Below are 19,941 nucleotides of genomic sequence, written 5' to 3'. Positions count from 1 at the left end.
CGAAGGGGATGTGCTCGACACCGAAGCCACCGTGGCCCCGGCGAACGAGGAGGGCCGCCACCTGTCGTGGTTCCGCGTCTTCCTGGTCGTCGCGGTGGTCGCGGCGGCGGCCGGTGGCGGATGGTACTGGTTCCGGCAACAGGAAGAGGCAGCCGTGGCGGCGATCGGACCCCCGTCGTGGTTCGCGCCCTACGTCGACGTCACCTCGACCCCGAGCTACGCCTTCGAGGACGCCACCAGCGCCTCGGCGGTGCTGGCCTTCATCGTCAGCGCCAAGGACACCCCCTGTGACCCGAGCTGGGGCGGGGTGTACTCGATGGACCAGGCGGCCGACCAGCTCGACCTGGACCGCCGGGTGGCCCGGCTGCGGCAGCTCGGCGGCACGGTCTCCGTCTCGTTCGGCGGGGCCGCCAACTCGGAGCTGGCCATCGGCTGCACCGACGTGGCCGCGTTGACCGCCGCCTACGCCTCCGTCGTCGACCGCTACGACCTGACCGACATCGACCTGGACATCGAGGGCCAGGCGTCGATGACCAACGAGGTCAACCAGCGTCGCGCGCAGGCGATCGCCGCCCTGGTGGCGCAGCGCCAGGCCGCCGGCAAGAACCTCGACGTCTGGCTCACCCTGCCGGTGATCTCGACCGGGCTGACCACCGAGGGGCAGGCCGTGGTCTCCTCGATGCTGGCCGGCGGCGCACGGCCGGCCGGCATCAACGCCATGACGATGGACTACGGCGAGCCGTTCCCCGAGGGCCGCACCATGGCCCAGCAGGGGGAGTTGGCGCTGACGGCGCTGCAGCAGCAGATCCAGGACGCGTGGTCCGCGGCCGGACTGGACCTGAGCGACTCGCAGGCCTGGAACCTGATCGGGGCGACCCCGATGATCGGCCAGAACGACATCCCCGCCGAGGTGTTCTCCCTGGACGACGCCAACCAGACGGTGGCGTTCGCCCAGCAGCACAAGCTGTCCCGGCTGTCCATGTGGTCGGCCAACCGGGACCAGTCGTGCGGGCCCAACTATCCCGACGTGAAGGTCGTCTCCGACGTCTGCAGCGGGATCGAGCAGCAGCCCGGGGCGTTCGGCGCGATCTTCGTCCAGTTCGGCAGCGGGCAGGCGCGGGCGAGCACCACCGACGCGCCGACGACCGGGACGACGGCTCCGGCGCCCACCTCGACCGGCGCCGGCCAGCCGGCCCGGGCCACCACCAGCGAGATCGTCGACGATCCGGCCAGCTCGCCGTACCAGATCTGGAACGAGAACCAGGGGTATCCCAAGGGCACGAAGGTGGTCTGGCACAAGAACGTCTACCAGGCCAAGTGGTACACCCAGGGCGATCAGCCCGACCTGCCGGTGGCCAGCGCCAACCAGTCGCCCTGGAGCCTGATCGGTCCGGTCCTGCCTGGCGACACCCCGGTCCCCACGCCGACCCTGCCGGCCGGCACGTACCCGGAATGGAGTCCGACCGACGTCTACGTCGCCGGCAGTCGCGTGCTGCACGACGGCATCGGCTGGCAGGCCCGCTTCTGGTCGCAGGGCGACGTGCCGGGCGCCCCGCCGACCAGCCCGGACAAGCCGTCGCCGTGGGAGCTGATCACCCAGCCGAACTAGCCTCGCTCGGCCAACGGCGACAGCCCAACTAGGGACTTTGTACCGTGTCGGCCGGCCCTTCTCGTGCCTATGGTCAAACCAAAGGTGAGAACCGAGAACGGCCGATCCCACAAGGAGCCGAGCAACCATGACCAGCTATCCGGTCACCACAGCCACCCGTCCGACCGGTCCCGGCGCGACCCTGGACGCCTGGACGGGTTTCGCGCCCGGCCCCTGGGCCGACGGCGTCGACGTGCGGGACTTCATCCAGCGCAACTACACGCCCTACACCGGCGACGACAGCTTCCTGACCGGTCCCACCCCGCGGACCACGGCCATCTGGCAGACCTTGGCCGGCATGTTTCCGCAGGAGCGGGCCAAGGGCATCTACGACGTGGATGCGCACACCCCGTCGTCGATCACGGCCCACGCCCCGGGCTACATCGACAAGGACAACGAGATCATCGTCGGCCTGCAGACCGACGCCCCGCTCAAGCGGGCGATCATGCCCAACGGTGGCTGGCGGATGGTCGAGGACGCACTCAAGACCTACGGTTACGAACCCGACCCGATCGTCAAGAAGATCTTCACCAGCTATCGCAAGACCCACAATCAGGGCGTCTTCGACGTCTACCCGCCGGACGTGCGGGCGGCCCGCCGGTCGCACATCATCACCGGCCTGCCCGATGCCTACGGCCGCGGCCGCATCATCGGCGACTACCGGCGCGTGGCCCTGTACGGCGTGGACCGGCTGATCGCGGCCAAGCAGGCCGACCGGGCCGAGCTGGACGCCCGGGCCTCCGTCGAGGACGTCATCCGCGATCGCGAGGAGAACGCCGAGCAGGTCCGGGCCCTGCAGGAACTGGTGCAGATGGCCGACAGCTACGGCTTCGACGTGCGTCGCCCGGCGGCCACCGCCCGGGAGGCCATCCAGTGGCTGTACCTGGCCTACCTGGGTGCGGTGAAGGAGCAGAACGGCGCGGCCATGTCGCTGGGCCGGACCTCGACCTTCCTGGACGTCTACCTGCAGCGGGATCTGGAGTCCGGCCTGATCACCGAGTCCGACGCCCAGGAGATGATCGACGACCTGGTGATCAAGCTGCGTATCGTGCGCTTCCTGCGCACCCCGGAGTACGACGCGCTGTTCTCCGGCGACCCGACCTGGGTCACCGAGACCATCGGCGGCGTCGGCGAGGACGGCCGGCCGCTGGTCACCCGCAACTCGTTCCGGATGCTGCAGACCCTGTACAACCTGGGCCCGGCGCCCGAGCCGAACCTGACCGTGCTGTGGACCGACCGGCTCCCGCACGGGTTCAAGGAGTTCTGCGCGCGGGTCTCGATCGACACCTCGGCCATCCAGTACGAATCCGACGACCTGATCCGCGGCGACTGGGGCGACGACGCGGCCATCGCCTGCTGCGTCTCGGCGATGCGGGTGGGCAAGCAGATGCAGTTCTTCGGCGCCCGGGTCAACCTGGCCAAGGCTCTGCTGTATGCGATCAACGGTGGCCGGGACGAGGTCTCGGGCGTTCAGGTGGTGCCGGCGACCGCGCTGCCGGCCGGTCCGGTGGTCGGCGACACGCTTGACTACGACGACGTGCAGGCCCGGTTCGACACCATGCTCGACTGGCTGGCCGCGACCTACGTCGACGCGCTCAACTGCGTGCACTACATGCACGACAAGTACGCCTACGAGCGGCTGGAAATGGCCCTGCACGACCAGACCATCCTGCGCACCCTGGCCTGCGGCATCGCCGGCCTGAGCGTGGTGGCCGACTCGCTGGCGGCCATCAAGTACGCCCGGGTGCATCCCGTGCGCGACGAGAGTGGACTGGTCACCGACTATCTGGTGGACGGCGAGTTCCCGACCTTCGGCAACGACGACGACCGGGTGGATGAGATCGCCGTGGCGTTGGTCCGCGAATTTATGGACAAGGTCCGCCAGCAGCCCAGCTACCGCGGAGCCGTGCACACCCAGTCGGTGCTGACCATCACCTCGAACGTGGTCTACGGCAAGGCGACCGGCAACACCCCGGACGGCCGGCGCAAGGGCGAACCGTTCGCCCCGGGCGCCAACCCGATGAACGGGCGGGACCGGCACGGCATGCTGACCAGCGCGTTGTCGGTGGCCAAGCTGCCGTACGAGCAGGCGCAGGACGGCATCTCGCTGACCTCGACCGTGGTGCCCAGCAGCTTGGGCCGCACCAAGGACGAGCAGGCGCTCAATCTGGTCGGTCTGCTGGATGCCTACATGATCGCCCGCGGCTTCCACATGAACGTCAACGTGCTCAACCGGGAGACGCTGCAGGACGCGATGGAGCATCCGGAGAACTACCCACAGCTGACGATCCGGGTGTCGGGGTACGCGGTGAACTTCGTCCGGCTGACCCGCGAGCAGCAGCTCGATGTGCTCTCGCGGACCTTCCACGGGGCGTTGTGAGATGCCCGTCGTCCTGGACCCGGCCCGGGATGCCCGGCTGGTCGCGGTGCGGGAGGGGATGCTGGGCAGCGTGCACTCCTGGGAGCTGGTCACCGCGGTCGACGGCCCGGGCACCCGGCTGACCTACTTCCTGTCCGGCTGCGCGCTGCGATGCCTGTACTGCCAGAACCCGGACACCTGGCGGCTGCCGGACGGGATGCCGACCGGCATCGACGAGGTCAAGGCCCGCATCTTCCGCTACGCACCGGTGCTGCGGGCGACCGGTGGCGGACTGACCGTCTCCGGCGGAGAACCGTTGCTGCAGACCGCCTTTCTGGGTCGGATGCTGCGTTACGCCAAGGAGCTGGGCCTGCATACCGCGATCGACACCTCCGGCTTCCTCGGGGCGCGGGTGTCCGATGCCTTCCTCGACGACGTGGACCTGGTCCTGTTGGACGTCAAATCCGGTCTGCCGGAGACCTACCGGCGGGTCACCGGCCGAGACCTGGCCCCCACCTTGGCCTTCGGGCGCCGGCTGGCCGATCGGGGCACCGCCGCGATCTGGGTCCGGTATGTGCTGGTGCCGGGCCTGACCGACGCGGTCGACAACGTCGATGCGGTCGCCGACTACGTCGCCGAGCTGCAGCAGCGCGGGCCCGGCGGTGTGATCGAGCGGGTCGAAGTGCTGCCGTTCCACCAGATGGGCCGGGACAAGTGGCACCAGCTGGGCCTGGCCTACCAACTGGAGGACACCGAGCCGCCGTCGGCGGAGCTGACCGAACGGGTGCGCGGCCAGTTCCGGGCCCGGGGCCTCACCGTCTACTGAGCCGATCCAACCCGGCCGAGCGCCCGGTCAGGGCCAGCAGGATCGCGCTGATCGGGCCCCGGGCCGGCTCACCGTCCCCCGCCTCGAACTCGACATCGGTGGCCTGGAAACGGATCCCGGGGTTCTTGCGCAGCGCCTCGTACGGGAAGCCGCGGTCGACGACGAAGCGGGCGGCCAGGCGGGCCGGTTCGGCCGGCATCGGGTGCTCGCGGCCCAGGGGGATGGCGATGTCCTGGCTGTGCACCAGCACGTCGACCAGCGGGTCCAACGGTTGGGTGACCGGTGGCCGGCGTCGGGAGGTCGCGTTGCGGCGGTAGCGCTCGAGGATCTCGGTGGTCGGCCGGGAACCCTGCTCCCGGGCCATCCGGTCCATCAGCCGGTTGAAATCACCGCGTACCCGCAGGGCCCCCAGCAGCATCGCCGGCGTGGAGTAGTCCGCCGAGGTGATCGCATGGGCGGCTACGTCACGGACCCGCCAGCCGTCGCACAACGAGGGCGCGTCCCACTCGTCCGGGGTCAGGGTGGCCAACAGGTCGGCCAGCCGTCCCCGTTCCCGGTGGATGATCGGCCACAGTTCGTCCTCGTTCATCGCCCTGCCCCGTCCAAGGTAGTAAGGTTATCTGACCAAAAGTAGTTCGGAAAGCTGACCACTGTCAAGAGGATCGATGGCCGAACCCAACGTGCCGACCCTGCTGTTCGTCGCGTTCCGGCATGCGGAGAACCGCGTGCTGGCCGCGGTTGTGGACGCCGGCTACCCGATCACGCTGGCCCAGGCCCGGATCTTCCAGCGGATCGGCCCGCTGGGCACCCGGCTGACCGACCTGGCCGAACAGGCCCAGGTGACCAAGCAGACCGCCGGGGCTCTGGTCGACCAGCTGGAAGCGGCCGGCTACGTGCAGCGGCGACCGGATCCGCACGACGCGCGGGCGCGACGGGTGTGCATCAGCGATCGTGGGGCGCAGGCCTGGGCGGTGGCCACGGCCGAACTGGACCGGATCCAGGGGGAGTGGGCGGCCCATCTCGGAGCGCCGGCGTGGACCGCGCTGCATGACGCCCTGGTGCGCCTGCGGGAGGTCACCGACCCCTACGCCGCCAGTGAATCGTCCTGATTGACCGGTGCGCCGATCGGGCAATGGTGTGACATGTCGCAGACCCCACCTACGCAGGCACCGGTCAGCACGCACCGGGCGGTGCTGAACACCATCAAGGGTTCGGCCGGCAATCTGGTCGAGTGGTACGACGTCTACATCTACACGGTGTTCGCGGTGTACTTCGAGAACGCCTTCTTCGATTCCGCGGACAAGAACTCGACGATCTACGTCTACGGGATCTTCGCCATCACCTTCGTCATGCGACCGGTCGGGTCCTGGTTCTTCGGGCGGTTCGCCGACCGGCGGGGCCGGCGCGCCGCCCTCACCGTCAGCATCACCCTGATGTCGGCCTGCTCGCTGGTGGTGGCGGTGATGCCGACCCGGGAGTCGATCGGAGCCTGGGCCGCGGTCATCCTCATCGTCGCCCGGTTGGTGCAGGGCTTCGCGACCGGCGGCGAGTACGGCACCTCCGCCACCTACATGTCGGAGGCGGCCACCGCGAACCGGCGCGGGTTCTTCTCCTCGTTCCAGTACGTCACCCTGGTCGGCGGGCACGTGTTGGCCCAGTTCACCCTGCTGATCATGATCAGCGTGCTGCCGTTGGACGCGATGACGACGCTCGTCGAAGATCCCCAGAGGTGCTCGTCGAAATTCCCCACCCTGTGGCGGGGTCAGCGTAGCGTGCCGGTGCGGGTGCCGGCGCGGATTTTGTCGGTTCGGGCGTGGTGATCGCGGAGTCTGTACGAATCCCCGGCGATGTCGAGGACGACCGATCTGTGCAAGAGGCGATCGAGTAGTGCGGCCGCGACCATGTTGTCGCCCAGGACTTCTCCCCAGGACGTCACCGGCCTATTTGTGGTCAGAATGATCGAGGTCTTGAGGTACCGCTGGGCCACGACCTGGAACAACGCGGACGCGGCCTCTGCCGGCAACGGCAAATAGCCCAGTTCGTCGATCGCGAGCAGGGTGGGGCCGGCGTAGAAGCGCATGGTGGTGGCCCACCGACCTTCGATCGCGGCCCGGTGGCAGCGGGCTGCGAGGTCGGCGGCGGTGGTGAAGTAGGTGCGGTAGCCGGCCTCGGCGGCTTTGCGGGCTAGGCCGGTGGCGAGCATGGTTTTGCCGACACCGGGCGGTCCGATCATCAGCACGTTGGTGGCGGACTCGAGGTAGCGGCACGACGCGAGGTCGTTGACCAGCCGGGGGTCGACGCCGGGTTGGGCGTCGTAGTCGAACTCCTCCAGGGTCGCGTCGGTGGGCAGGCAGGCGAACCGGAGCCGGCCGGCGAGCCGCCGGGCCTCGGTCGCAGTGACCTCGATCCGCAGCAGCCGTTCCAGAGCCGCGGTCATGGTGAGGTTCTCGGCGCGGGCCTGGTCCAGGACGGCCGGCAGGGCCGCGGCCGCGTCGAGCAGCTTCAGCGTGGTCAGGTGGGCGCGGAGCTGTTGGTAGCGGCTGTTCTCGGCCGGGGTGGCCGGCGGCGGCGCGTCGTCCGTGGTGGTGGTGGTCATGGCAGGTTCCTCCGGCGGGCGGCCGCGGCCGCGTAGACGGTCAGATCGACGACGGGGTCGGGTGTGGTGGTGGCGCCGCGCAACACCTGTGCGGCGTGCCGGGCGGCCGGGCCGGGTGGGATGCGCTGTTTGCGGCGGTGCGGTTTGGCGGTGGTGAACGCGGCCAGCGCGGCTTTGTTCAGTGCGGTGACGTGGTGCTCGCTGCGGATAGTGGCGCCGGTGCCGTCGCCGGCCCCGGTGATGCAGGGCTACTGTCACGCCGCGGTCGGTGACGAACGCCAGCACCGGGGAGCCGAGGCGGTGGGTCACGGTGACCGGCCCGTTGGCCAGCTCGGGCGGCACGGAGTACCGGTTCCCGCGGAACGAGACCAACGCCTGCGCTGATACGACCCGCTCGACGGCCAGCTCGGCGGGGAACGCCGTGGCGGGTAGCGGGGCGAGCCGTTCCCGGGCGGCCAGGTCCGCGACGGTGCACCGGTTCCCGTCGACATCGACGCGGTCGCGGGTGTCGCCGACGGTGGCGCAGAACTGGTCGAGCCGGGCCTGCGCGTCGGCGACGGTGATGTCGTCGGGCAGGGTGCGCCACCATCGTTGCGCCGCGGTGTGGTTGGCCTTCTCGACCACACCCTTGCGGTTGCCCCGCCGCGGTGGGCACGGTTTGACCTGTACCCCATAGTGCTTGGCGACCGCGGCGTAAGAGGCGGTGACCTTGCCGGTGCCCGGGTGCACGACGGTGGCCATCCGGTCGAACCGCCAGACCCGGGTCAGCCCGCCGAGCCGGACCACGACCTGGTGCTGCGCGTCGATCAGCTGCGGCTGGTCCATCGCCTCGGCCAGCACCCCCCGCCACTTGCTCGAGTGGGCCAGCGCGCCGACCAGCAGGAACGCCTTGGCTCCGTAGCCGTCCCAACTCCTGGGTGGGTCGGGCAGCTCGAGCCAGTCCCATTGGGTTTCCTCGGCCGGCGGGTGGTCGATGACCGCTGCGGGGCGGCCGCCGGCCGGCCGGCAGGCGTGGCACACCGGCCGCAGCCCACGAGTGCGCAGGTTGTGCGTCAGCCGCGGGTAGGACCGGTCGTAACCCAGCTGCAGCAACTCGTCGTACAAGGCGGTCGCCCATAGGTGCGGGTCCTCGACCAGCCGTTCCCGGCAGTAGGTCACGAACGGTTCGAACACGTCCGGGCCGGCCGGTGAGCGGACTCCGGCGGTCCGCTCACCGTTCAAGTACGCCCTGATCGTTTTTCGGTCTTTGCCCAGGTGGCGGGCGATCGCGGAGATCGACCACCCCCTGCGGCGCAGGGCGTGCGCGTCCACGTCTTCCTCCTGTGTGAGCATGAAACGGGCTCCCTCGAACAGCTGGCCGGTGGTCAGAGACCGCCAGCGTCGAGGGAGCCCCGCCGTCTTCCGCGGAGCCACGCGCGTCAACCGCGCTTCGAAACGGCATGGCCGGAATCCGCGGCGCCCAGGTGGGCCAGGTGCGCAAGTGCGGCGTCCAACGCATTGGCCAACTCGTCCGCGGCGTCGCCGGCGCCGGCCAGATCGGCGCCCGCGGCCGCGACGATCCGGCCGGGCCCGGTGCCGGTGTCGGCCCGGATCCGGCCGTGGTCGTGTTCCGCGCGCAGCCACCGGTCGAGCTGGCCCAGCAGCTGCGGCAGCCCGCCGGCCAGCACGGCGAGCTCGCCGACTAACCGGTACATCTCGGCCGGAGCGGTGAACACGCGTGGGTCGCGGGTGCGGTGGTTGAGCTCTCGCACGTCCTCGGCCGCCCGCTCGGCCAACTCCAGGACGTGCCCGTCGCCCGTCATGCCGCGCTCACAGACCGCCGGCAGGAACGCAGGCACGAGCGATGCGATCGCGGCCGGGTGCCGCACGGCGGGCAGGCGCTGGCGGTCCGCCCGCCGTCCGAGTCTGCGCGGGGTCGCCGGTCGGTCGTCGCGAGGTGGCGGCCAGCCGCCGGGATCGACCAGCCACCCTGGGGTGATGCGGGTGCGTGCATTTCGTTCCTCCCATGTGAGCGATGAAGCGGGGTCACAGGGGTGGGGAGATTCAGCGAGCAGGTCTGGGGAGATTCAAACGAGCGTCATCAGCGATCAAGGACTGGGGCTGGCGGATCGGGTTCCTCATCGGCGCGATCGCGGCCCTGGTGGTGCTGTGGATGCGCCGCACCATGGACGAGTCGTTGTCGGCGGAGCACCTCGCGGCGGTCAAGTCCGGTCAGGACGGCTCGTCGGGCTCGATGAAGGCGTTGCTGACCACCTACTGGCGGCCACTGCTGTGGGTCTTCCTGGTCACCGCGGGCGGCACCATCGCGTTCTACACCTACAGCGTGAACGCCCCGGCCATCGTGAAGAAGGCATTCGGCGAGGACGGCGCGACCGCGGCCACCTGGGTCAACCTGCTCGCGCTGATCTTCCTGATGGCCATCCAGCCGATCGGCGGGCTGATCAGCGACCGGGTCGGCCGCAAGCCGCTGCTGGTGTTCTTCGGGATCGGCGGCGTGCTCTACACCTGGGTGCTGATCACCTACCTGCCCCAGACCACCTCGGCGGTGACCGCGTTCCTGCTGACCGCGGTGGGCTACGTCATCCTCACCGGCTACACGTCGGTCAACGCGATCGTCAAGGCCGAGGTCTTCCCGGCCCGGGTGCGGGCACTGGGCGTCGGGCTGGGGTACGCGCTGGCCAATTCGATCTTCGGCGGCACGGCGCCGGTCATCTACCAGGCGTTCTCCACCTCCGGCCGGACCACCCTGTTCATCGTCTACGTCACCGCCGTCATCGCCGTCAGCCTGGTCGTCTACATCTTCTTCATGCGCAACCGCGCGGTCACCGCACTCGATCGGGAGCAGGGCGACGCCTGGACCCCGGCCGCCGTGCCGGTGCGCTAGCCGCGACCTCAGAACAACTGCTGGTAGGTGTCGGAGGCCAACGGCGCGAGCGAGCCCTGACGCGGGTAGATCGCGAAGTCATTGGGCGACTCGATGACGTTGAAGTAGATGTCGTAGAGCAGCTGACCGGGCCCACTGCCCGCGTGACGGGCGGCGAACTGGTGGATGAAGTCGATGTAGTCCGGCTGGTCGCCGGTCGCGCTGTAGCGGTTGCCCCATTCGGCCAAGGCGAACGGCTTGCCGCGGTCGGCGGCGAACTGGCGATGCGCCTCCAGCCCGACCGGGCCACCGGCGGCGTCGACGCCGACCGATCCGGTCAGCAGATCGGAGTACCAGTCGGTCGCATAGACATCGACGGCGTCGTCACCCGGCCAGCCCTCCCGCCAGTCGTAGGTGAAGCCGGAGGTGTCGCCGTTGGTGCAGAAGACCAGCTTGGCCTGCGGCATGACGGCCGCCTTGATGGCCGAGAACCGCCGCCAGGCCGTGATGAAATCGGCGATCTCGTCGGGCCGGACGGTCCACGGCGACCAGGATCCGTTCCACTCGTGGGCGAACCGAAGGTAGAGCGTCCCGCGGGGCTGAGCCGACCACAGTGACGACAGGTCGGTGAGCATCCTCGACCAGCGTTGGTCGTAGGCGCCGGCGGCCGCGGCCGCCCAAGTTTCTCCCTCGTCCTCGAAGATCGCCCCGACGGCCAGATCCAGGGATCCGCTCCAGTCGGCGTACTCCCCGCCCGGAGCCAGCTGCGGCAGGGCGCTCTGGATCTCGCCGGACGTGTCGGCCCAGGTTCCGGCGATCGGCACCGGGTTCTCCCGCCAGGCGGCGAACGCCCCGTCGGCGACCCCTTCGCCGGCGGCCCCGGACAGCCATCCCGTCATCGGGGTGGGTGCACTGCTGCCCGCGGTCGGTCGCCCATCGATCGAAGGCGGGCTGCATCCGCACACCAGCAGGACCACGGAAAGGATGAGCACGACCGTTCGTGGCGACCCGGCCCACCCGCGTCGCGGCCGGTCAGCGGCCATAGGCCGACAGTGCCGCGCTCACCGTGACGACGGGGATCCCGGTGGACCGGAGGGCGTCCAGTTGCGCGGCCAGGTTCGTCGGGGTGACGTCCTCCGAGCCGGTCCCGCTCGGGTCGACGCCGTGATAGGTGAAGATGACCCAGGCATTCTGCGCCTTCGCCTGTTCGGCGGCGTTGCGGATGTCGGCGGCCGTGGTGGTCTGGCCGACGTAGTAATTGGTGAGCGCGTACGGCCGCAACGAGCCCGACGTGTTCAATCCTCCACCCGTTTCCCGGCACCCACGAAAGAAATTCCCGGCAACCGAATCGACGGTGGAGTTGTGACTGCCGTACGGATAGGCGCACGTCGTGGGGGTCACCCCGATCTGGTTGGCGATGACCGTTTGTGAATGGGTGAACTCCGCGCTGACCTGACTCGCCGACAGCGTGGCCAGGTTCGTGTGGTCACGGGTGTGATTGCCGATCTCGTCGCCGTCGGCGACGAGTTGCCGGACCTGGGTCGCGTTCATGTTGGTGCCTGTCCAGCCGAGCGCGTCCGAGATGATGAAGAAGGTCGCCGGAAGCGAGCGTTGCACGAGAAGTGGCCGCGCATAGGTGTATTGGCCGATCGTGCCGTCATCGAAGGTGATGCTGGCGATGCCCGTCCCGCCCGGCTGGGTGGTGGTGGGGGTGGTGGTTCGGGTGGTGGTGCCCGTGCTGGTGGGGGTGGTGGTGCTGGTCGGGGTGGGGGTACCGGTGCCGGTTGTTGTTGCGATGACGGCCTTGTCGATGTTGATGGTGGGGGAGGCGCCGTTGGTCTTGCGGCCGGTGACGGTGATGGTGATGGTGTGGGTGGTGTTGGTGAGGGTGGGGGTGGTGTAGACGGCGGTGAGGGTTTGGGTGGCGGCGTAGAAGTCGATGTCGGTGGTGGGGCCGTTGTCGACGGCGAAACTGCCGATGCCGCCGGGGGGTTCTTTGAAGCCGTAGATGGTGGCTTGGGTGCCGGTGAAGGTCAGGACGGCTTTGTTGCCGGTGGTGTAGGCGTAGCGGTAGCTGTTGTTCGTGGCGGTGCTGTTGCAGCCGCCGCAGCTGGTCCAGGACGAGCCGGTGTAGGTGAAGTAGTTGGCGCCACTGGTCACCGCATCATCAACGGTCACCCCGGTCGCCGGGGGAGTGGTCGGCGGGGTGACCGTCGGCTGGGTGGTGGTGCTGGTGGGGGTGGTGGTTCGGGTGGTGGTGGCCGTGCTGGTGGGGGTGGTGGTGCTGGTGGGGGTGGTGGTACCGGCGCCGGTTGTTGTTGCGATGACGGCCTTGTCGATGTTGATGGTGGGGGAGGCGCCGTTGGTCTTGCGGCCGGTGACGGTGATGGTGATGGTGTGGGTGGTGTTGGTGAGGGTGGGGGTGGTGTAGACGGCGGTGAGGGTTTGGGTGGCGGCGTAGAAGTCGATGTCGGTGGTGGGGCCGTTGTCGACGGCGAAACTGCCGATGCCGCCGGGGGGTTCTTTGAAGCCGTAGATGGTGGCTTGGGTGCCGGTGAAGGTCAGGACGGCTTTGTTGCCGGTGGTGTAGGCGTAGCGGTAGCTGTTGTTGGTGGCGGTGCTGTTGCAGCCGCCGCAGCTGGTCCAGGACGAGCCGGTGTAGGTGAAGTAGTTGGCGCCACTGGTCACCGCATCGTCGACCGTGGTGTCGGCGGCATTCGCGATGGGCGCGATCAGGATGGCCGCGCCGATCAGGAAGCCGAGGGCGATGACGAACCCGGCGGCCCGGTGGTGGAACTGCGGTTGACGCTGCGACATTTGGCCCCCCCAAAATGGTGGCGACCGGCCGTGTCGACCACCTGCACAGGAATCTGCTGCCACGCAGCGTAGCGCCATTGTTCGCATCCGGCCCGATTTGGTGGACTTAAAAACGCGACGAATTCATCTGGTGACTGTGGGTAGTAGCCAGGAGTGTTTCGTCCGTCAGCGCCGGCGGGCGGTCGCGGCCACGGCCATGTCGGCCAGCCGTTCGTGGACGGGATCGGGCACGGCCGACCGGCCGTCCGGACCGATCGAGCTCAGCGCCGCCAGACCGGTACCCACCAGCTCGGCGATCCGGCGCTCCACCGCCCCGACGGCGCCGGTGCCGGCGATGATGGCCGTCAGCTTCTCGGTGTCCGCGTCGGCCCGTCCCACTCCGGCATCGAGGTCGGCCAACTCGCCCACCCGGTCCGGCGCGCGGCCCAGCTCGGCCCGGGCCAGCGCCAGCAACACCGTCTGCTTGCCCTCGACCAGGTCGTCGCCGGCCGGCTTGCCGGTGACCGCCGGGTCGCCGAACACCCCGAGCAGGTCGTCGCGCAACTGGAAGGCGACGCCGATGTCGGTGCCGTAGGTGCGCAGCGCCGCGATGGTCGCCGGCGCCGCTCCGGCCAGCGCGGCGCCCAGATGCAGCGGCCGTTCGATCGTGTAGGCGGCGGTCTTGTACCGGTTGACCCGCATGGCGTCGCGTTCCTGCGTGGCCGGGTCGGCCTCGGCGGACACCGTGACGGCCAGGTCCAGCAGCTGGCCGGCGAGCACCTCGGTGCGCATGGCCCGCCAGACCGGGGCGGCCCGGTGGGCTGCGCCGAGCGGCAGGGCGCCGGCCAGGAACAGGTCGTCGCACCAGGCCAACGCGAGGTCGCCGAGCAGGATCGCGACCGACACCCCGTGGTGCTCCGGGTCGGCGGCCACGCCCGCGTCGGCCGCCCGTTTGGCGACCGCCCGGTGCGTGGACGGCCGCCCCCGGCGGCGCTGCGAGCGATCGATGATGTCGTCGTGCAGCAGCGCGCAGGCCTGCAACAGTTCCAACGCCGCCGCCACCTGCAGCACCGCATCGGCGTCCGGGCCGGTGGCCGCGCCGCCGCCGGCCAGCCAGCCGCACCACAGAAACTGCGGCCGCAGCCGCTTGCCGCCGTCGGTGACGAACTCGACCAGCAGCTCGACATCCGCGACCAACCGCGGGTCGACGGCCGCAACGTCGGCGCGTCGCCGGGCCAGTTCGGCGGTGATGACGGCGTGCAGCCGGTCGGCATCGATCACCCGCCCAGTGTGCGGCAAACCGGGCTCGGGTCGGTTCATCCCCTCGTGATCGGGCCCCGATAGGCTCAGGCCATGCCCACGGTGCCCGAACGACTCGCGACCGCGGGGCCGCATTTCTCCGTGGAGTTCATGCCGCCTCGCAGTGACGCCGACGAGGACGTGCTGTGGCGGTCGGTGCGCCGGCTGGAACCGCTGCGTCCGGCCTTCGTGGCGGTCACCTATGGCGCCGGGGGATCGCGGCGCGAGCGCACAATCCGCGTCACGCAGCGCATCGCCGAGGAGACCACGCTGTTGCCGGTGGCCCACCTGACCGCGGTCGGTCACTCGGTCGCCGAGCTCCGGCAGATCATCGGCTCCTACGCCGCGGTGGGTGTGAACAACATCCTGGCCCTGCGCGGCGACCCGCCCGGCGATCCGAACGGCGAATGGATCGCGCACCCGCAGGGCTTCGAGTACACCGGGCAGCTGGTCGCCCTGGCCCGATCGCTGGGCAGCTTCAGTGTCGGCGTCGCCGCCTACCCGGACAAGCACCCGCGCTCGGCCGATCTGGCCTCGGACACCCGGTTCCTGGTCGACAAGATCAATGCCGGGGCCGACTTCGTGATCACCCAGATGCTGTTCTCGGCCGCGGACTACGAGCGGCTGCGGGAGCGGATGGAGCGGGCCGGGGCGCGGGTGCCGGTGCTGCCGGGCATCATGCCGGTCACCTCGCACGGCCGGTTGATGCGCATCGTCGAGCTGTCCGGTCAGCGGGTGCCCGAACAACTGGCCGACGAGCTGTACGCGGTGCGCGAGGATCCGGAGGCCGGCCGGGCGATCGGCATGGAGCACGCGGTCCGGATGAGTCAGGACCTGCTCGACGCGGGTGCCCCATGCCTGCACTTCTATACGTTCAACCGGTCGAAGGCGACCATCGAGGTCCTTTCCGCACTGGGCATGACGCCCGCGATGCGTCGCTGATCGACCGCCACCCATGAACCTGGGCACCCCCGAGGCCATCTTCGCGATCGCGGCGCTGGTCCTGCTGCTGTCCATCATCGCGGTGCGGCTGTCCCGCCGGTTGGGCATGCCCTCGCTGCTGCTGTACCTGGGCATCGGCCTGGTGCTGGGCGTGGACACGTTCGGCATCGACCTGGACAACACTCTGCTCACCGAGCATCTCGGGTTCGTCGCGCTGGTCTTCATCCTGGCCGAAGGTGGGTTGACCACCCGCTGGTCCAACGTCCGGCCCGCCCTGGGCCTGGGCATCTCGCTGGCCACCGTGTCGGTCGTGGTCTCCGTCGCGATCGCCGGCGCCGGGGTGTTCCTACTGATGGGTTTCGACTGGCGGACCTCGTTGCTGTGGGGCGCGGTGCTCTCCAGCACCGACGCCGCCGCGGTGTTCTCCGTGCTGCGCGGGGTCGGGGTCAAGCCGCGGCTCTCGGCCGCGCTGGAACTGGAGTCCGGTCTCAACGATGCCCCGGTGGTGATCGCCGTGGTGCTGCTCGCCGGCACCGCCGAGATCACCTGGCTGGACCCGCTGCTGGTGGTCTACGAGCTCGTCGTGGGTGCGCTGATCGGCGCCGGGATCGGGTGGGGCGGGGCCTGGCTGATGCGCCGGGAGGCGTTGCCGGCGGCCGGCCTGTACCCGCTGGCCACGATCGCCCTGATCGGCGGCGCCTACGCGGTCGGCGTCTTCACCCACGCCTCGGGCTTCCTGGCCTGCTACGTGGCCGCAGTGGTGCTGGGCAACTCCCGGATCCCGCACCGCTCGGCCACCCTGTCCTTCGCCGAGGGCCTGGGCTGGCTCGCCCAGATCGGGCTGTTCGTCATGCTCGGGCTGTACGTGGACCCCACCGGGTTGCCGGCCGCCCTGGTGCCCGGCCTGCTGATCGGCCTGTTCGTCCTGCTGGTCGCCCGCCCGGTCTCGGTGGTGGCCGCCGCCCTGCCGTTCCGGCTGCCCTGGCGCGAGCAGATCTTCCTGTCCTGGTCCGGACTGCGCGGTGCGGTGCCCATCGTGCTGGCGATGATCCCGTTGATGAACGGCGTCGAATACTCCAGCCTGCTGCTGGACGTCATCGTCGTGGTGGTCGTCACCTACACATTGCTGCAGGGCACGACGCTGCCCTGGCTGGCCCGCAAGCTCGGCGTGGTGCAGTCCGGGCAGGCCTTCGAGATCGAGATGGAAGCCGCGCCGCTGGACGAGATGAACGCGCACGTGCTGCAGGTGACGATCCCGGAGAAGTCCAAGATGCACGGCGTCTACGTGGCTCAGCTGCGGCTGCCGATGCCGGCCACCATTTCGCTGCTGATGCGCAACGGCGAGCCGGTGCACCTGAACCCGAACATCCGGCTGCAGTCCGGCGACCAGCTCCTGGTCATCGCCCCGGAACGGGTCCGGGCGGCCACCGAACGCCGGCTGCGCGCGGTGGGCCGCGGCGGCGCGCTGGCCAACTGGTTCGGCGAGCGGGGCGAACGGTCCGACTGAGCGGCCGTCTCTGGGACAATGGTGGGCGTGACGGATCAGCCCGAGGACGCCCCGCCGGCGACGGACCAGACTCCCGCCGATCCGACCCCGGCGCAGAGCACTCCGGCCGATCCGGCGTCCACCGATTCCACGCCGCTCAAGCCGCGCAAGGTCGGCCTGCTCGCCGCGATCGCCGCGACGGTGATCGTCCTGGACGTCATCAGCAAGGTGATCGTGGTCGCCACGATCCAGCCGAACCAGCCCGTGCGGGTGCTGGGCGGCCTGGTCTACCTGTCGCTGATCCGCAACCCGGGGGCGGCCTTCTCCATGGCCACCGGGATGACCTGGCTGCTCGCGTTGATCGCGATCGGGGTGGTCGTGGTGATCATCCGGATGGCTCCACGGCTGCGCTCGACCCCATGGGCGATCTCGCTGGGCCTGGTGCTGGGTGGGGCGATCGGCAACCTGATCGACCGGATCTTCCGGGCCCCCGGCTTCCTGCAGGGCCACGTGGTGGATTTCGTCTCGGTGTTCGGACCCAACGCCGAGTACTTCCCGGTGTTCAACGTGGCCGACTCGGCCATCACCATCGGCGGGATCAGCCTGGTCATCACCGCGCTGCTGGGCATCGACTTCGACGGCACCCGCACCCGCTCGCGCAAGGACGACAGTGCCTGACGTACGCCGGTTGCCGGTCCCCGACGGGCTGGCCGGAATGCGCCTCGACGCCGGGGTGGCGCGCCTGCTCGGGCTGAGCCGGACCACGGTGGCGGAGATGATCGACGCCGGTGACGTGCTGGTGGACGGCGTGCCGGTGGCCCGATCGAGCCGAATGGCCCTGGACACCTGGTTGGAGATCACCCTGCCCGAACCGGACCGGCCGCCGGCCGTCCAGGCCCAGGTCGTGGACGGGCTGAGCGTGCTCTACCGGGACGCCGACATCGTCGTGGTCGACAAGCCGGTCGGGGTGGCCGCCCACCCCAGCCCGGGCTGGACCGGGCCGACCGTCCTGGGCGCACTGGCCGGCCTGGGCATCGCCGTCAGCACCTCCGGGTCCGCCGAACGGCAGGGGATCGTGCACCGGCTGGACGTGGGCACCACCGGGGTGATGGTGGTGGCGTTGTCCGAACGGGCCTACACCACGCTCAAGGCCGCGTTCAAGGAGCGCACGGTCGACAAGATCTACCACGCGCTCGTGCAGGGCCACCCGGATCCGAGCGCCGGCACCATCGACGCGCCCATCGGACGGCACCCGTCCTCGGACTGGAAGTTCGCGGTCGTCGCCGGCGGCAAGGACAGCGTCACGCACTACGAGACGCTGGAGGCGTTCCGGGCGGCCAGCCTGCTGCAGGTGCACCTGGAGACCGGGCGCACCCATCAGATCCGGGTGCACTTCGCCGCGGTCCGGCATCCGTGCGTGGGGGACCGGACCTACGGGGCCGACCCGACCCTGGCCGACCGGCTGGGACTGCAACGGCAATGGCTGCACGCGCGCACCCTCGGCTTCGCCCATCCCGACGACGGGCGCTGGGTGGAGTTCACCAGCCCCTACCCGGCCGACCTGGCGCATGCGCTCGAGGTGCTGGCCGGAACCTGACGATCAGGATCCGGCCCGGGTGAAGACGGCCCCGGCGGTCCGGATGATGATCTTCACGTCCAGCCAGAGCGACCAGTTCTCGACGTAATAGTTGTCGAAGCGGGCACGGTCGGCGATTGAGGTGTCCCCGCGCAGCCCGTGGATCTGCGCCCACCCGGTCAGGCCGCAGGGCACGCGATGCCGGGCCCAGTACCGGGGGTAGGTCTGCCGGAACTGATCGACGAAGTGCGGGCGCTCGGGTCGTGGACCCACGATGCTCATGTCGCCGCGCAGGATGTTGAGCAACTGGGGCAGTTCGTCCAGGCTCGATGTGCGCAGGATCCGACCCACCGGCCCGAGCCGGTCGTCGTGCGAGATGTTCCAGTTGGTGGCCGACTCGGTCTCGTCGACCGGCCGGAGCGAGCGGAATTTGAGCAACTCGAAATGCCGGCCGTCCACCCCCACCCGAATCTGCTTGAACAGGACCCCGGGACCGCCCTCGATCCGCACGGCCAGCGCGATCAGGGCCATCACCGGTGACAAGAGTGCCAGCGCAAGACCGGATGCGGCAATATCCATCATCCGTTTGATCGGCCAGGAGCTGGCTCGATAGGCGCCACGGCGCAAACGGGTGAGTGGAACGCCCCAGATGTAGTCCATGTCGGTGCTGACATGGTGCACCTCGAAGAGTCTTGGCAGGATGAAGATCTCGCAGTTGAGCCGGTCGCACTGCCGGATCACGTCGATCATCTGCTCCTCCGGCGCGGTCGAGAAGGCAATGATCACCGTGCGAACGCCCGTCAGCTGCAACACTTTCGGCAGCGTGTCGGTGTGCCCGAGGATCGGGAACTCGTAGTCGCCCAGCTGGCTCAGCGGGTCGGAATCGACGAATCCGACCGGTGCCAATCCGTATTCCGGATGTTCGTGCAGCGTGCGGGCGACCGACTGGCCGACCAGCCCGGCACCGACAACAACTGTGCGGTGGGCGATTCCGTGCCGACGCAAGGAGCGGATGGCCAGGTAGGCCAGTGAGCGCAAGATCGTGACAATCGCCACAGTCAGCACGGCGAAGAGCAATTGGGATTCCTGGTGCTGCTGATCGGACGGGCGATCAAGCAGGCTCAAAGCAATTGTCGACAGTCCTACAGTCCCCAGCATGCCCAGGGCGACCCGGGGCAGATCATCCAGGGCCGACAGGGTCAGTCGGGACCGGTACAGGCCGGCCAGCGCGAAGATCACCACGCAGATCGTGAAGGTCACCAGCGAGCGCACCGTGAGCTGCCCGAGCATCGCCTTGGCGCCGATCAGAGCGAATAAGTCGGCGGCCAGGACCAGCGGCCAGATCCCCTGTCCCAGAAGTGCCACCGGAATGTTTAGCCGGCGTCGGGCCACCTGATCGGCGTAGGGGGCCAGAGCCTCGGTCGGCAAGGGACGACCCGTCCACGAAGGCGTCGGACCAGCAGATTCCCCGGCCGTCGGCGACTCGCCGCGCGCACGCACGGCACTGGCGGCAACCCCGTGCTCGGACCGGGTTGACGGCGAATGCCCTT

At 69.6% G+C, this 19,941-nt stretch carries 15 protein-coding genes and 3 pseudogenes; 10 read left to right on the top strand and 8 right to left on the bottom strand.

The window, feature by feature from the left end:
- The first annotated feature begins 10 nt into the window (after window positions 1-10).
- From NAMU_RS15860 to pflA, 3 genes are all read left to right on the top strand, one after another.
- A complete protein-coding gene (locus NAMU_RS15860) occupies window positions 11-1,609 on the top strand; it encodes a chitinase (RefSeq protein ID WP_041370790.1) in 1,599 nt (532 codons plus the stop codon).
- A gap of 127 nt (window positions 1,610-1,736) precedes the next feature.
- A complete protein-coding gene (gene pflB / locus NAMU_RS15855; protein WP_015748406.1) occupies window positions 1,737-4,028 on the top strand; it encodes a formate C-acetyltransferase in 2,292 nt (763 codons plus the stop codon).
- Window position 4,029: 1 nt separating this feature from the next.
- Entirely contained in the window at window positions 4,030-4,833 is an 804-nt protein-coding gene (gene pflA, locus NAMU_RS15850; protein ID WP_015748405.1) for a pyruvate formate-lyase-activating protein, read from the top strand.
- On the opposite strand, the gene NAMU_RS15845 is transcribed toward pflA, so the two are convergent.
- Complete coding sequence (locus NAMU_RS15845) at window positions 4,820-5,422, bottom strand: maleylpyruvate isomerase family mycothiol-dependent enzyme (protein ID WP_015748404.1); 603 nt, start codon at window positions 5,420-5,422, stop codon at window positions 4,820-4,822. The two genes, pflA and NAMU_RS15845, sit on opposite strands and share 14 nt — an antisense overlap.
- Window positions 5,423-5,498: 76 nt before the next feature.
- Between NAMU_RS15845 and NAMU_RS15840 the strand changes: the two genes are divergently transcribed.
- Window positions 5,499-5,942, top strand: a complete 444-nt coding sequence (locus NAMU_RS15840; protein ID WP_015748403.1) for a MarR family winged helix-turn-helix transcriptional regulator — start codon at window positions 5,499-5,501, stop codon at window positions 5,940-5,942.
- Between the two features lie 33 nt (window positions 5,943-5,975).
- Window positions 5,976-6,536 (top strand): annotated as a pseudogene (locus tag NAMU_RS15835) (MFS transporter); the annotation flags it as partial.
- A 59-nt stretch (window positions 6,537-6,595) separates the two neighbouring features.
- Here the strand turns inward: NAMU_RS15835 and istB are convergent.
- The 3 genes and pseudogenes from istB to NAMU_RS15820 all read right to left on the bottom strand — a co-directional run bounded on the left by istB (window position 6,596) and on the right by NAMU_RS15820 (window position 9,231).
- Window positions 6,596-7,429 (bottom strand): IS21-like element helper ATPase IstB, encoded by an 834-nt coding sequence (gene istB / locus NAMU_RS31845; RefSeq protein ID WP_015746934.1) that lies wholly within the window; start codon window positions 7,427-7,429, stop codon window positions 6,596-6,598.
- A pseudogene (locus tag NAMU_RS31840) lies at window positions 7,426-8,761 on the bottom strand (IS21/IS408/IS1162 family transposase). Before NAMU_RS31840 ends, istB begins: the two are co-directional and overlap by 4 nt.
- An 86-nt stretch (window positions 8,762-8,847) precedes the next feature.
- Window positions 8,848-9,231, bottom strand: a complete 384-nt coding sequence (locus NAMU_RS15820; RefSeq protein ID WP_015746936.1) for a hypothetical protein — start codon at window positions 9,229-9,231, stop codon at window positions 8,848-8,850.
- 281 nt (window positions 9,232-9,512) lie between these two features.
- On the opposite strand from NAMU_RS15820, the pseudogene NAMU_RS15815 reads away from it, so the two are divergent.
- A pseudogene (locus NAMU_RS15815) lies at window positions 9,513-10,313 on the top strand (MFS transporter); the annotation flags it as partial.
- Between the two features lie 8 nt (window positions 10,314-10,321).
- Here NAMU_RS15815 and NAMU_RS15810 read toward each other — a convergent pair.
- The 3 genes from NAMU_RS15810 to NAMU_RS15800 form a co-directional block, all read right to left on the bottom strand.
- On the bottom strand, window positions 10,322-11,191 hold the full coding sequence (locus NAMU_RS15810; protein WP_015748401.1) for a glycoside hydrolase family 26 protein: 870 nt from the start codon (window positions 11,189-11,191) through the stop codon (window positions 10,322-10,324).
- Window positions 11,192-11,324: 133 nt separating this feature from the next.
- Window positions 11,325-13,172: a polysaccharide deacetylase family protein gene (locus tag NAMU_RS15805; RefSeq protein WP_138180258.1), complete on the bottom strand. Its 1,848-nt coding sequence runs from the start codon at window positions 13,170-13,172 to the stop codon at window positions 11,325-11,327.
- A 102-nt stretch (window positions 13,173-13,274) separates the two neighbouring features.
- Window positions 13,275-14,369 (bottom strand): polyprenyl synthetase family protein, encoded by a 1,095-nt coding sequence (locus NAMU_RS15800; RefSeq protein ID WP_169312509.1) that lies wholly within the window; start codon window positions 14,367-14,369, stop codon window positions 13,275-13,277.
- Window positions 14,370-14,441: 72 nt separating this feature from the next.
- Here NAMU_RS15800 and metF point away from each other — a divergent pair, with 72 nt between their 5' ends.
- From metF to NAMU_RS15780, 4 genes are read left to right on the top strand one after another with little or no spacing between them, the layout of a single operon-like run.
- Entirely contained in the window at window positions 14,442-15,329 is an 888-nt protein-coding gene (gene metF, locus NAMU_RS15795; RefSeq protein ID WP_015748398.1) for a methylenetetrahydrofolate reductase [NAD(P)H], read from the top strand.
- Window positions 15,330-15,342: 13 nt separating this feature from the next.
- On the top strand, window positions 15,343-16,836 hold the full coding sequence (locus NAMU_RS15790) for a potassium/proton antiporter (protein WP_015748397.1): 1,494 nt from the start codon (window positions 15,343-15,345) through the stop codon (window positions 16,834-16,836).
- A gap of 18 nt (window positions 16,837-16,854) precedes the next feature.
- The gene (lspA, locus tag NAMU_RS15785) at window positions 16,855-17,493 is read left to right on the top strand and encodes a signal peptidase II (RefSeq protein WP_015748396.1); all 639 of its coding nucleotides are present in this window, start codon (window positions 16,855-16,857) and stop codon (window positions 17,491-17,493) included.
- Between the two features lie 37 nt (window positions 17,494-17,530).
- Window positions 17,531-18,412: an RluA family pseudouridine synthase gene (locus NAMU_RS15780; protein WP_174299024.1), complete on the top strand. Its 882-nt coding sequence runs from the start codon at window positions 17,531-17,533 to the stop codon at window positions 18,410-18,412.
- Window positions 18,413-18,415: 3 nt separating this feature from the next.
- On the opposite strand, the gene NAMU_RS15775 is transcribed toward NAMU_RS15780, so the two are convergent.
- Window positions 18,416-19,756 carry a sugar transferase gene (locus NAMU_RS15775; RefSeq protein ID WP_138180254.1) on the bottom strand — a complete coding sequence of 447 codons (1,341 nt, stop codon included), beginning with the start codon at window positions 19,754-19,756 and terminating at the stop codon, window positions 18,416-18,418.
- Window positions 19,757-19,941: the final 185 nt, after the last annotated feature.

Source organism: Nakamurella multipartita DSM 44233 (assembly GCF_000024365.1).
In the GTDB taxonomy this organism is placed as follows: domain Bacteria; phylum Actinomycetota; class Actinomycetes; order Mycobacteriales; family Nakamurellaceae; genus Nakamurella; species Nakamurella multipartita.
Note: the sequence above shows the minus strand (reverse complement) of the source record. Positions and strands in the feature narration are given on the sequence as shown.